General features: G+C 67.0%; 13 protein-coding genes. 5 read left to right on the forward strand and 8 right to left on the reverse strand.

Going from position 1 to position 12717, the window contains the following annotated elements; genetic code table 11:
• Positions 1-4: 4 nt before the first annotated feature.
• The 3 genes from K6L26_RS21125 to K6L26_RS21135 are packed head-to-tail and all read right to left on the reverse strand — an operon-like array spanning position 5 to position 1664.
• Positions 5-874 carry an ABC transporter ATP-binding protein gene (locus tag K6L26_RS21125; protein ID WP_019346093.1) on the reverse strand — a complete coding sequence of 290 codons (870 nt, stop codon included), beginning with the start codon at positions 872-874 and terminating at the stop codon, positions 5-7.
• Positions 805-1521: a membrane protein YczE gene (locus K6L26_RS21130; protein ID WP_221851457.1), complete on the reverse strand. Its 717-nt coding sequence runs from the start codon at positions 1519-1521 to the stop codon at positions 805-807. Before K6L26_RS21130 ends, K6L26_RS21125 begins: the two co-directional genes overlap by 70 nt.
• Positions 1518-1664, reverse strand: a complete 147-nt coding sequence (locus K6L26_RS21135) for a hypothetical protein (protein ID WP_085980426.1) — start codon at positions 1662-1664, stop codon at positions 1518-1520. The genes K6L26_RS21130 and K6L26_RS21135 overlap by 4 nt, the downstream gene beginning before the upstream one ends.
• A 64-nt stretch (positions 1665-1728) precedes the next feature.
• On the opposite strand from K6L26_RS21135, the gene K6L26_RS21140 reads away from it, so the two are divergent.
• Entirely contained in the window at positions 1729-3168 is a 1440-nt protein-coding gene (locus tag K6L26_RS21140; RefSeq protein WP_076212658.1) for a MocR-like transcription factor YczR, read from the forward strand.
• 9 nt (positions 3169-3177) lie between these two features.
• Here K6L26_RS21140 and K6L26_RS21145 read toward each other — a convergent pair whose 3' ends face one another.
• The 3 genes from K6L26_RS21145 to ctaD are packed head-to-tail and all read right to left on the reverse strand — an operon-like array spanning position 3178 to position 6537.
• Positions 3178-3486, reverse strand: a complete 309-nt coding sequence (locus tag K6L26_RS21145; RefSeq protein WP_019346089.1) for a hypothetical protein — start codon at positions 3484-3486, stop codon at positions 3178-3180.
• 36 nt (positions 3487-3522) lie between these two features.
• Positions 3523-4767, reverse strand: coding sequence for a phosphoserine phosphatase SerB (gene serB / locus K6L26_RS21150; RefSeq protein ID WP_036389935.1), 1245 nt, complete (start codon positions 4765-4767; stop codon positions 3523-3525).
• Positions 4768-4809: 42 nt separating this feature from the next.
• Positions 4810-6537, reverse strand: a complete 1728-nt coding sequence (gene ctaD, locus K6L26_RS21155; protein WP_036389936.1) for an aa3-type cytochrome oxidase subunit I — start codon at positions 6535-6537, stop codon at positions 4810-4812.
• Between the two features lie 176 nt (positions 6538-6713).
• On the opposite strand from ctaD, the gene K6L26_RS21160 reads away from it, so the two are divergent.
• The 3 genes from K6L26_RS21160 (at position 6714) to K6L26_RS21170 (ending at position 9288) form a co-directional block, all read left to right on the forward strand.
• Positions 6714-7787, forward strand: a complete 1074-nt coding sequence (locus K6L26_RS21160; RefSeq protein ID WP_019346360.1) for an iron-siderophore ABC transporter substrate-binding protein — start codon at positions 6714-6716, stop codon at positions 7785-7787.
• A gap of 10 nt (positions 7788-7797) precedes the next feature.
• A complete protein-coding gene (locus tag K6L26_RS21165; RefSeq protein WP_019346361.1) occupies positions 7798-8073 on the forward strand; it encodes a YciI family protein in 276 nt (91 codons plus the stop codon).
• Positions 8074-8238: 165 nt separating this feature from the next.
• Positions 8239-9288: an NAD(P)-dependent alcohol dehydrogenase gene (locus K6L26_RS21170; protein WP_036388333.1), complete on the forward strand. Its 1050-nt coding sequence runs from the start codon at positions 8239-8241 to the stop codon at positions 9286-9288.
• A gap of 76 nt (positions 9289-9364) precedes the next feature.
• On the opposite strand, the gene K6L26_RS21175 is transcribed toward K6L26_RS21170, so the two are convergent.
• Positions 9365-9703 carry a DUF3349 domain-containing protein gene (locus K6L26_RS21175; protein ID WP_019346363.1) on the reverse strand — a complete coding sequence of 113 codons (339 nt, stop codon included), beginning with the start codon at positions 9701-9703 and terminating at the stop codon, positions 9365-9367.
• A 144-nt stretch (positions 9704-9847) separates the two neighbouring features.
• On the opposite strand from K6L26_RS21175, the gene K6L26_RS21180 reads away from it, so the two are divergent.
• Positions 9848-11299 carry an LLM class flavin-dependent oxidoreductase gene (locus K6L26_RS21180; RefSeq protein ID WP_221851459.1) on the forward strand — a complete coding sequence of 484 codons (1452 nt, stop codon included), beginning with the start codon at positions 9848-9850 and terminating at the stop codon, positions 11297-11299.
• Positions 11300-11301: 2 nt separating this feature from the next.
• Here the strand turns inward: K6L26_RS21180 and K6L26_RS21185 are convergent, their stop codons facing one another.
• Positions 11302-12681, reverse strand: coding sequence for an alpha/beta hydrolase (locus K6L26_RS21185; RefSeq protein ID WP_085141116.1), 1380 nt, complete (start codon positions 12679-12681; stop codon positions 11302-11304).
• Positions 12682-12717 lie beyond the last annotated feature (36 nt).

Genomic DNA, 12717 nt, shown 5'->3' on the forward strand with positions numbered 1-12717 from the left:
GTGGTCATTCTCGCCTCCTATGAGCCGCGCGGCTCCGGGTTCGCCGGGCGAAGTAGCGCCCGTCGATCACGTCGAGGGCGATCGACTGGCCGAACGCCTTGGACAGGTTCTCCGCAGTCAACACCTCGGTCAGCAGACCAGATGCAACCGCCTTGCCTTCCGACAGGATCAGCGCGTGGCTGAAGCCCACCGGAATCTCCTCGACATGATGGGTGACGAGCACCATGGCCGGCGCGTCGGGGTCGGCGGCCAGGTCCGTCAGCCGGGCCACCAGCTCTTCTCGACCCCCGAGGTCCAGGCCGGCCGCGGGCTCGTCGAGCAGCAGCAGTTCGGGGTCGGTCATCAGCGAGCGGGCGATCAGGACGCGTTTGCGTTCACCTTCTGACAGCGTCCCGTAGGTGCGCTCGGCGAGGTGTTCGGCACCGACGCTTTCGAGCATGTCGATGGCCTGGGCGTAGTCCACGTCCTCGTAGTCCTCGCGCCAGCGGCCCAGGACGGCGTAGCCGGCCGACACCACCAGGTCGCGTACCACCTCGCTGTCGGGGATCCGCTGTGACAGCGCCGAGCTGCTGAGCCCGACGCGGGCCCGCAGTTCGGACATGTCGGTGCGGCCCAGCCGTTCCCCGAGCACGTAGGCGGTGCCCGAGGACGGATGCTCGGTGGCTGCGGCGATCCGCAGCAGTGAGGTCTTGCCCGCCCCGTTGGGGCCGATCACCACCCAGCGTTCGTCGAGTTCGACGGACCAGGTGATCGGCCCGACGAGCGTGTTGCCGCCTCGCCGCAGGCTCACCCTCGCGAAGTCGATCAACAGGTCGGGGTCGGTTCCGTTTCCGTCGTCGCCGGTTGTCGAGTCGGTGAATTCCCCTGCGGCCACTCGCTCATCGTAGTGATCGGTTCGCGTTCCGCCCGGGCGCGTCCGCCGCTGAAATCGTGGAACAGCAGTGACCGTGGCATGAACCGCAGGAACAGCTGCACGAGCGGGCCGATCCCGAAGGCGTAAACCAAGGTGCCGATTCCGACGGTGCCACCCATGAGCCAGCCGATCGCCAGCACGGTGGCCTCGATCGCGGTGCGCACCAAACGCACCGACCGCCCGGTACGGGCCACCAGCCCGGTCATCAGGCCGTCGCGCGGTCCTGGGCCCAGGCCCGCGCCGATGTAGAGGACGGTGCTGACGGCGTTGAGCACCACGGCGCCGATCATCATCGCGATGCGCACCGGCAGCGCCGACGGCGCCGGCAGGGCCGCGAGCGTGGCGTCGACGGTGACGGCGATGACGATGACGTTGGCGACGGTCCCGATTCCGGGCCGGTTACGCAGCGGGATCCAGGCCAGTAGAACCACGATTCCGACCACGGCGGAGGCCATGCCGAGCGACAGCGGCGTGTGCCGGGTGATGCCCTGGTGGAAAACGTCCCACGGGTCCAGTCCGAGGCCGGCACGCACCATCATGGCCATCGACACGCCGTACCCGCACAGGCCGATCAGCAGCAGCGCACCTCGGGTGAATGCCGTCCTCACGCGTGGTCGGGGAATCGGACGCGGATCGCGTCGAGTTCGCTACGCACTCGCCGGGCGTCTACATCGCGGTCGCCGGCGTAGTTGCCGGGATCGTGCAGACGGCGGAGATTCTCCGCTAATCGGGAAATCCAGTTCCGTGCCATGCAGCCATGATCTCGGCCATGTGGCTTGTCCATCAATAGCCAGTTGGACCATACTGGCCTCATTATGTCTCCAGATTTGGCCGCCAGAGCGCTCGATGTGGACCTCTTGGCCCGGGAGTTGGGAAACTGGCGCACTTCCAGCCAAAGTGGCCCCGCATATCTGGGCCTGGCGGACGCCATCCGGCTGCTCATCGTCGACGGCCGCGTTCCGGTCGGGTCGCGCATTCCGAGCGAACGGGCCCTGGCCGAGTCGCTGCGGGTGTCGCGCACCACCGTCACCGCGGCCTTCGCCCAGTTGCGCGAGGACGGGTACCTGCACGCCCGCCGCGGAGCCCGCAGCATCACGGCCCTGCCCGCCGCCGGACACGTCGAGCCCGATGCCACCAGCCCGACGGTCAGCCTGGCCGCCGCCGCTCTGTCCGCGCCGGGCACCGCGGTGTTGGAGGCCTTCGCCGAAGCCGCCCGCGACATCTCGCCGTATCTGCGCGAGCCGGGCCACGAACTGATGGGCGTCGGCCCCTTGCGCGCAGCCATAGCCGAAAGATATTGCGCCAGAGGGCTACCCACCGATCCGAACCAGATCATGGTGACCAGCGGTGCCCAGCACGCGATCGGGCTGATCCTGGCCAGCCACACCCAGCCAGGTGACCGGGTGCTCGTCGAGCAACCCACCTATCACGGTGCGCTGTCGGCGATCTCGACTGCGGGAGCACGGGCCGTCCCGGTGGCCCTCACCGAGGACGGCTGGGAACTGGACGCCGTGCAGGCCGCACTGCGACAACTCGCGCCGAGCCTGGCCTACCTGGTTCCCGACAGCCACAACCCCACCGGGTTCACCATGGCCGCAGCCGAGCGAAAGCGGTTGGGGCAGATCATTTCCGATACCCGAACCCGCACCATCGTCGACGAGTCGATCATCGATATGTGGATCGACGAGGCGCCGCCGGAACCACTGGCGGCTTCGGTGTCGCGCAACGACCTGGTGCTGACCATCGGCTCGATGTCGAAATCGTTCTGGGGTGGTCTGCGGGTCGGCTGGGTTCGTGCCGAGCGCGGCACGCTGGCCACCATCGCCGCGATCCGGCCTTCGGTGGATCTCGGTACCCCGATCCTCGAACAACTCGCCGCGGCGAAGCTGCTTGCCATGCACGCCGAGGTGCTACCGGAACGACGTGAGATCCTGCGCACCCGCCGGCAATTCCTGACCACTCTGCTGGCGCGTGAACTTCCGGACTGGCAGCCGGGGCACGGCCGCGGCGGTATGTCGCTGTGGGTCAAGCTGCCCGCCCCGATGAGCACGGCGTTGTCGGCGGCGGCGATGCGACTGGGCCTTGATGTGCCCGCGGGTCCGCGCTTCGGGGTGGACGGCACGCTGGAACGGTTTATCCGGCTCCCCTACGCGCTGCCGGAGCCCGAACTCGAGGAGGCGGTGCGCCTGCTGGTGCGGGCCTGGCACAGCATCACCGGCACGCTCGGCGCACAACCTCAAACGCTGGTGGTGTAGCGGCAGACGTTACGGCTGCTGAGCCATGGCATAGCAGGTACTGAAATGCTCGATGGTGCACGGAATCCCGTTGACGGTGGGCAATTGGCCAGGCTGGTTGGTGATATTCGTGCCACCCGCAGTGGGCGCCATCACCGGAGGCGCCACCGCGCCCATTCCGCCGCCGGACGAACCGGCCACACATACACCTTCGAACTTCGTCTGCACCGTGCCCGAGGGGCAACGTTTGGCCTCGGCCGGAGCTGCGACCGCCAACTGTCCCAGGACTGCCGCAACGGCGAACGCGCCAACCACGACCGTGTGCTTCAAGTTCGCCATGTCCCCACCCTACTTCAGGGGTGCGTCGACGCGCTCTCAGTCCTCGGGGATCTCGACGCGGCGCAGCACACCGTCGAGTGCGTCGGCGGCCTCGATCTCACCGCGGGTGACACCGAGGATGAACAGCACGGTGTCCAGGTACGGATGGCTCAGCGACGCGTCGGCCACCTCACGCAACGCGGGCTTGGCGTTGAACGCGACACCGAGGCCGGCGGCGGCCAGCATGTCGATGTCGTTCGCCCCGTCGCCGACAGCCACGGTCTGTTCCATCGGCACGCCGACCTGCTGGGCGAAATCGCGTAGCGCCTTGGCTTTTCCTGGCCGGTCGATGACCTGACCGATGACCCGGCCGGTCAGCTTGCCGTCGACGACCTCAAGTTCGTTGGCGGCCACGTAGTCGAGCATGAGCTCGTGCGCCAGCGGTTCGATGACCTGGCGGAAGCCGCCCGAGACCACACCGCAGTGGAAACCGAGCCGGCGCAGGGTCCGGATGGTGGTCCGGGCGCCCGGTGTCAGCTCGACCTGTTCGGCCACATCGTCGAGCACCGAGGCGGGCAGGCCGGCCAGGGTCGCGACCCGGCGGTGCAGCGATTCGGCGAAATCCAGTTCACCGCGCATGGCGGCTTCGGTGACGGCGGCGACCTGGGCTTCCATCCCGGCCCGGGCGGCCAGCATCTCGATGACCTCGCCCTGGATCAGGGTGGAGTCGACGTCGAAGACGATGAGCCGCTTGGCCCGTCGGGCCAGGCTGTAATCCTCGAGCGCGATGTCGACGCCCTCGTCGACCGCCACCTGCGCCAAGGCTGATTGCAACTGGCCGTACGCCGCCCCCGCGGGCACAGAAACGCGCAGTTCCAGGCCCGTCACCGGGTAGTCGGACACGCCCCGGATGGTGTCGATGTTGACGCCCAGATCCGCGACCGCTCGGGCGACCACGCTGAACGACTCAGCGGTGATCGGACGGCCGAGCACCACGATCGTGTGGGTCGACGGCTCGCGCATGACCGGCATGTCGCCGCTGCGCTCGACCGTCACGTCGAGGCCGAGCTGGTGAATCGCCGTCTCGACGTCACTTCGCAGCGCATCGCCGTCGACCGTCTCGGCCGGAGCCGCGACCAGCACACCGAGGGTGAGCCGGCCGCGGACCACGACCTGTTCGACGTTGCGTAGTTCGACCTGATGGCGGGCGAGCACCTCGAACAGCGCCGACGTCACACCGGGCTGATCGACCCCCGTGACCGTGATCAGTACCGACGAGCGCTCTCGCGGAGCACCGTTCATCGAAACTTCCTCGACGTGCTCACCCCCGGATGCTGCCACCCGTCAGCTGGAGCGGTCCGCGGTCTCGAGCTCCGCGTGATGGGTACGGCCCACGTGGGCCTCGGCACGCATGCGCTCGACCATGTGCGGGTAGTGCAGCTCGAACGCCGGGCGCTCCGAACGGATCCGGGGCAGCTCGGTGAAGTTGTGCCGCGGCGGCGGGCAGGAGGTCGCCCACTCCAGCGAGTTGCCGTAACCCCACGGGTCGTCGACCATCACCGGCTCGCCGTAGCGCCAGCTCTTGAACACGTTCCACACGAACGGCAGCGTCGAGATGCCCAGGATGAAGGCACCGATCGTGGAGATCACGTTGAGCGTGGTGAAGCCGTCGGTGGGCAGGTAGTCGGCGTAGCGGCGCGGCATGCCCTCGTCACCGACCCAGTGCTGCACCAGGAAGGTGGTGTGGAAGCCGATGAAGGTCAGCCAGAAGTGCAACTTGCCCAGGCGCTCGTCGAGCAGACGTCCGGTCATCTTCGGGAACCAGAAGTAGATGCCCGCGTAGGTGGCGAACACGATGGTGCCGAAGAGCACGTAGTGGAAGTGCGCGATGACGAAGTAGCTGTCGGTGACGTGGAAGTCGATCGGCGGGCTGGCCAGCAGCACGCCGGACAGGCCACCCAGCAGGAAGGTGATCAGGAAGCCGACCGAGAACAGCATCGGCGTCTCGAACGTCAGCTGGCCCTTCCACATGGTGCCGATCCAGTTGAAGAACTTGATGCCGGTCGGGACGGCGATCAGGAACGTCATGAAGGAGAAGAACGGCAGCAGGACGGCGCCGGTGGCGTACATGTGGTGTGCCCACACGGCCACGGACAGGGCCGCGATGCTGATGGTGGCGTAGATCAGCGTGGTGTAACCGAAGATCGGCTTGCGGCTGAACACCGGGAAGATCTCGGACACGATGCCGAAGAACGGCAGCGCGATGATGTACACCTCGGGGTGGCCGAAGAACCAGAACAGGTGCTGCCACAGCAGGACACCGCCGTTGGCCGGGTCGTAGATGTGAGCGCCCAGGTGGCGGTCGGCGGCCAGGCCGAACAGCGCGGCGGTCAGGATCGGGAAGGCGATCAGCACCAGGATCGAGGTCACCAGGATGTTCCAGGTAAACACCGGCATGCGGAACATCGTCATACCGGGCGCACGCATGCAGACCACGGTGGTGACCATGTTGACGCCACCGAGGATGGTGCCCAGACCACCGACGGCCAGACCGAGGATCCACAGATCACCGCCGGCACCCGGCGAGTGAATGGCATCGGTCAGCGGCGAGTAGGCCGTCCAACCGAAGTCCGCGGCACCGCCGGGGGTGATGAAGCCGGCGAGCGCGATCAGCGCGCCGAACAGGAACAGCCAGAACGACAGCGCGTTCAGCCGCGGGAATGCCACGTCGGGTGCGCCGATCTGCAGCGGCAGCACCAGGTTGGCGAACCCGAACACGATCGGTGTGGCGTAGAACAGCAGCATCACCGTGCCGTGCATGGTGAACAACTGGTTGAACTGCTCGTTGCTCAAGAACTGCAAGCCGGGCATCGCCAGTTCCGTACGCATGAACAGCGCCATCAGTCCGCCGATGAAGAAGAAGGCGAAGCAGACGACGCAGTACATGATGCCGATCAGCTTGTGATCGGTCGTGGTGATGAGCTTGTAGATCAGGTTGCCCTTGGGGCCCATCCGTTCCGGAAAAGGACGACGTGCCTCGAGTTCTCCGATTGGGGGCGCTTCGGCTACCAAGAGATCCTCCAAAGATTCGTCGGGAAATCCCGCTTATCGAACTGAATCCTAACGCTCCCGGCGGCCTTCGCGTTCGTGGGTCCTACAAACTGTCGTACTGCGTGGCGCCACGACGGCGGATCTTTTCGTCGCGACGGCTTGACCAGCGGTAAGACCGTGAATGTTACGGTCGCCCCGTGCTGACCAACCGACCTCGCGCCGCGCTCGCGGTGATCGCCGCGGCCGCAACCCTCGCCACCGGGTGCGGCTCTGCCGAACAGACGCAGCAGGCGCAGACGTCGATGACCACCAGCGTCACCAAGATCGCCGACGCCGGGGTACTGGGTAATCAGCGTCGCCCCGACGAATCGTGCGCGGCTGAGCCGGCGCCCGCCGACCCCTCGGCGCGTGAGGTGCGCAACGCACGTGCCGAAGGCGGCGACATCCCGGAGTCCACCGAAGTGCGCGGCGACCCGCAACGCATCGTCGCGCTGTCCGGTGACCAACTGGACGCGCTGTGCGCGCTGGGCCTGCAGTCGCGGATCGTCGCGGCCGCCCTTCCCGACGGTTCGTCGGAGCAGCCCTCGTATCTGGGCGCGGTGGTGCACGGGGTCGCCCCGGCCGGCTCACGGACCGCACCGGATGTGGACGCCATCAAGGCGGCCAACCCCGAGCTGATCCTGGGTTCGGCGAGTCTTACTCCTGCGTCCTTCGGCGCATTGTCGGCGGTCGCCCCCACTGTGTTCACCGGCGCGCCGGGTGCCGCGTGGCGCGACACGTTGCGCACGGTGGGTGAGGCGACGGGCCGCCGGGACGCCGCCGCCGACCTGATCGCGAAATTCGACGACGCCGCCCGCGACACCGGTGCGCAGAACGACGCCGCGCACTTCCAGGCTTCGGTGGTGCAGCTGACCGAGAACAGTGTGCGGGTCTACGGCGCCAATACCTTCCCCAGCAGCGTGCTGGCCGCCGTGGGATTGGATCGCCCTGCCGCCCAACGGTTTACCGACAAACCGTACGTGGAGCTGGGTACCGCCGACGCCGATTACCGCATCGCCGACGCGGACATCGTCTACGTGTCGTTCGCCTCCGCGGCGGCCAAGGACAACGCGCCCAAGATCCTGCAGAGCACGGCCTGGCGGAACCTGTCGGCCGCCAAGGACAATCGGGTGTTCGTGGTGAACAACGAGGTCTGGCAGACCGGGCAGAACATCGTGGCCGCCCGCGGCATCCTCGATGATCTGCGCTGGGTCAACGCGCCCATCAACTAATCTCAGCCACGTGTTCCACGTCCTCACCACCACGTACACCCAACCGCTCGACGTCGTCGACCAGACCCGCCCGGCCCACATCGCGTGGCTCGAGGAGGAGGTGGCCGCCGGCCGCATCGTGCTGGCCGGCCGGCTGGAGTCAGGCACCGGCGCCGTGCTCGTCACCGGGGATCTCACTGACGCCGAGGTCGAGGATGTCATCGCCTCCGATCCCTACACCCTGGCCGGGCTCATTCGATGCGAGCGCACGTCGTTCAACGGGGCGTTCCGCGCGCCCGGATTGTGACCCGCACCCGGCAGTGATCCGGGAGATATGTCACAACCGGTATCGGGATTAGCCCCATCGCCTGCGTCGTTGCACGGTTCGGACTGCCGTCTTCAGGCAGTAGTCAGTTAACCGGATTAACGTTTTCCTCCGAAACGTACAGACGACGAACAAAGAGGGCTTTTGATGAGCACTGTTTATGCCTACGCCGCGAACTCGGCCACCGAGCCGCTGGCCAAGACCACGATCACCCGTCGCGAGGTGGGCCCGCACGACGTGGCCTTCGACATTCATTTCGCGGGCATCTGCCACTCCGACATCCACACTGTGAAGGGCGAGTGGGGCACCCCGAACTACCCCGTGGTGGCCGGCCACGAGATCGCCGGTGTCGTCACGGAGGTCGGCTCGGAGGTCACCAAGTACAAGGTCGGCGACCACGTCGGCGTCGGGTGTTTCGTCGACTCGTGTCGCGAGTGCGACAACTGCAAGGCCGGGTTGCAGCAGTACTGCACCGGCGGCGGCATGATCGCCACCTACAACTCGACCGAGCGCGACGGCACGCCGACCTATGGCGGCTACAGTGGCGCGATCGTCGTCGATGAGAACTACGTGCTGCGTATCCCCGACAGCATCCCCCTGGACCAGGCCGCTCCCCTGCTGTGCGCGGGTATCACCACCTACTCGCCGCTGCGGCACTGGAACGCCGGCCCGGGCAAGAAGGTCGCCGTCATCGGTCTCGGCGGCTTGGGCCACGTCGGGGTCAAACTCGCCAAGGCGATGGGCGCGCACGTCACCGTGCTGTCGCAGTCGCTGAAGAAGATGGAGGACGGCCTGCGGCTGGGCGCCGACGAGTACTACGCCACCGGCGACCCGGACACCTTCCGCAAGCTGCGCGGCCGATTCGACCTGATCCTCAACACCGTGTCGGCCAACCTCGACCTCGGCGCTTTCCTGAATCTGCTCGCCGTGGACGGCACCCTGGTGGAGTTGGGCATGCCCGAGCACGCCATGGAGGTCCCGCCGTTCCCGCTGGCGGGGATGCGTCGCAGTCTCTCCGGGTCGATGATCGGCGGCATCCCCGAGACCCAGGAGATGCTCGATTTCTGCGCCGAGCACAACGTGCTCCCCGAGATCGAGGTCATCGCACCCGACTACATCAACGAGGCCTACGAGCGTGTGCTGGCCAGTGATGTGCGGTACCGCTTCGTGATCGACACCGCCTCACTGCGCGGGTAGTCGCGGAACCCAAGTCAACGCCGAGGGCTGCGGTCACCCAGTGACCGCAACCCTCGGCGTTACGCGTTGTCGGCCGTCATTCGGGGCCGGCGTCTGACTGCAGGTCGACGCCCGCCAACGGCCAGCCCGCGGCGGCCAGTTTGGCCGCCACCCGTGCGATGTTCTCCGGGCCGGCGTCGTGATCGGTGACTTCGGCGATGAAGTCCGCGATCACATCGCGGTCGATGGGATCGTCTATGTCGGCGGGCGCTGAGGCCTCGGCGATGTTACGCACCACCTCGGTCACCTGCTCTTCGGTGAGCGGGGTGGCCCTCAGCAGCGCGAGCAGGGGCACCCGGTCAGTACCCGGCACCCCCTCCGGATAACCGGCACGCAGCCAGTTCAGGACCGAGATCAGCAGCGACTTGGTTGACACCCGGTAAGTTTCGCGACTGCCCGGTCAACCCACCACTGGACGCGCCGACAGTTGGGTGGCCATTCATTCGTGATTCATTGCCAAAAACAATCCCGCTGAGCGCAACCGGTGACCTCTCCCGGGTAGCCCGGCATCCTCAGCACAGTGACCCGTGTGATCCGCTTCAACGCCTTCGATATGAACTGCGTCGCCCACCAGTCCCCTGGTCTGTGGCGGCATCCCAAAGACCAGTCGTGGCGCTACAAGGACATCACCTACTGGACCGAGCTGGCGAAGTTGTTGGAACGCGGGCGTTTTGACGGCCTGTTCATCGCCGATGTGTTGGGCACCTACGACGTGTACGGGGCCAGCGACGAAGCGGCCATCCGCCAGGCCGCGCAGATCCCGGTGGGCGACCCGATGCTGCTGGTGTCGGCGATGGCGCTGGTCACCGAGCACCTGGGGTTCGGGATCACCACCGGAACCGGATTCGAGCATCCTTATCCCTTTGCCCGGCGGATGTCGACGCTGGATCACCTGACCAACGGCCGACTCGGCTGGAACGTCGTCACCGGATATCTGCCTGCTGCCGCACGCAACATGGGCCAGACCGATCAGCCGGCGCATGATGCGCGTTACGACCATGCCGACGAGTACCTCGAGGTGCTCTACAAGTTGTGGGAAGGCTCGTGGGAGGACGACGCCGTGGTGCGCGACGCCGAACGCGGGGTTTTCACCGATCCCGCCAAGGTGCACCACATCGGCCATTCCGGAACGCATTTCAGCGTCCCGGGGGTACATCTGGCCGAACCCTCCCCGCAGCGCACGCCGGTGATCTACCAGGCCGGCTCCTCGCCGCGCGGAGTCCGCTTCGCCGCGGAGAACGCCGAGGCCATCTTCACCGCCGCACCCACCAAAGCCCTCCTGCGGGAGACGGTCTCGACCATCCGCGCCGAGCTGGAGTTGGCCGGCCGGGATCCGTACTCGGCCAAGATCTTCAACCTCACCACCATCATCACCGGTGAGACCGACGAGGAGGCGCACGCCCGGCACGCCGAGTACCTGGCCTACGGTGATCCCGAAGGCGCACTGGTGTTCATGTCCGGGTGGATGGGTGTGGACCTGGCCAGGTACGGCCTCGACGAACCGATCGGGAATGTCGATTCCAATGCGATCCTGTCCGCGGTCAAGGCATTTCAGTCCGCCTCGGACAACGGCGGCGAGTGGAATGTCCGCGACATCGCCGAGTGGGGCGAGATCGGCGGCATGGGGCCGCGCATCGTCGGGTCCGGTGTGCACGTCGCCGACACCCTGCAGGAGTGGGTCGAAGAGACCGATGTCGACGGCTTCAACCTGGCGTATGCGATCACACCCGGCTCTTTCGAGGAGTTCATCGATCACGTGGTGCCGGTCCTCACCGAACGCGGCGCCTACCAGTCGGCCTACGCGCCGGGCAGCCTGCGCAACAAGCTGCTGGGCAACGGCGATCGCCTGGCCGACGAGCACCGCGGGGCCAGTTACCGCGTGGGTGGGCCGAATTCGACGATCGTCGAGCGTCCGTCGACCGTGCCGTCGTCATCGGCGTCGACAGCCGCCCAGCCCGCACGGGGCCGCTAGACTCAGCGCGGCGCGGCCTGGACGTTCGTGTGTTGTTGTTGTCCCACGGTCGACGGTGGCAGGTCGGTCTCGTCGACCCCGGGCGTATCGAGTTGCCCGGCCAGCCACGGTAATGCCGTGGCGAAGGCATTGTTGGCGAACGCCCAATCATGGCGCCCGGGTGCGGTGGTCACCGAACATCTGATCGCCACCGTGCGGGCCGCGTCGCACAACGTGGTCGCCGCGACGTCCTGTGCCTCCGGATTGGCCACCGGGTCGCGGGTGCTACCGCCGCGGGCCGTGGGAACCTCGAACCACGCCGAGACGTCGGCGTACGAACGGTGGTGCCGCATGATCGTCAAGGGATCGTAGGCGGACCACGCGTCAGCGTCCCCGCCGAAGAGGCGGTTGATCGTTTGGGTCTTGTCCCCCGCGTTCGGTCGCAGATCTCCCGCGATGTCGACGAAGGAGTGGAACAGCTCCGGATGCATCAGGGTGAGATCCACCGCGCAGGTGCCGCCCATCGACCAGCCTGCGATCCCCCACCCGTCCCGGTCGGAGCGCACCCCGAAGTCCGAGATCAGATACGGGACGATGTCTTTTGTCAGGTGGTCTGCGGCGTTTCCCCGGACCCCGTTGACGCACTCGGTGTCGTTGGTGAATGAGCCCGTGGCGTCGACGAACACGAACACCGGGGCATTGCCTCCGTGCGCGGCCGCGAACCCGTCGAGGATGCCCAGCACGTTGCCCGCGCGCAGCCAGTCGGCCGGGGTGTTCAATTGCGAGCCGATCATCATCACGGCCGGAAGCTGTGGCGGCGGGGTGCTGGCGAACCAGGCCGGCGGGAGGTAGACGAGTTCGCCGCGGTGTGCGAAACCTGAAGCTGTTGAATCAACGGTCACCGGGACCAGGACACCACTGGGCGGCCGGAAGTGGGCCAGCTGCATCTTCGTCACCGTCAATCGGTCCGTCTGCCCGGGCAGTGGGCTCGATGTGAGCTGCTTCCACATGCCGCCCATCGTCGGAAAGTATCCGACCCACGTGTTGAGGGTCAGCGCACAAGCCAGCCCGCACACCCCGATCGCGGCGACCGAGACGGTGCGCCGCCACCACCGGGCGCTCACCCAGCCCAACGACGCGATACCGACGGAAAGCACGCTCAACGCGATCCAGCACCACAACTCGGGTGGCCCGGCGTTGCCGGCCACCCCGATCGAATCGATGTACCAGTACGCCACACCAGCCACCACGGCCGCCACCGCCACCAGCGCGGGCAGCGACCGGCGCCGCCAGCGTCGTGTGCGCCAGCCCACCGCGGCTCCCAGCAGCAGCGCAGCGCTCAGCTGAACGACAACCGGGAACCAGCCGTGGATCAGCGAGATCTGTGCAATGAGCTGGTACATCGGCTCTCTTGTTATCAGTGCCGGCTGTCAGCCCGC

Origin of the sequence: Mycobacterium farcinogenes (assembly GCF_019739075.1) — a bacterium.
In the GTDB taxonomy this organism is placed as follows: Bacteria; Actinomycetota; Actinomycetes; order Mycobacteriales; family Mycobacteriaceae; genus Mycobacterium; species Mycobacterium senegalense.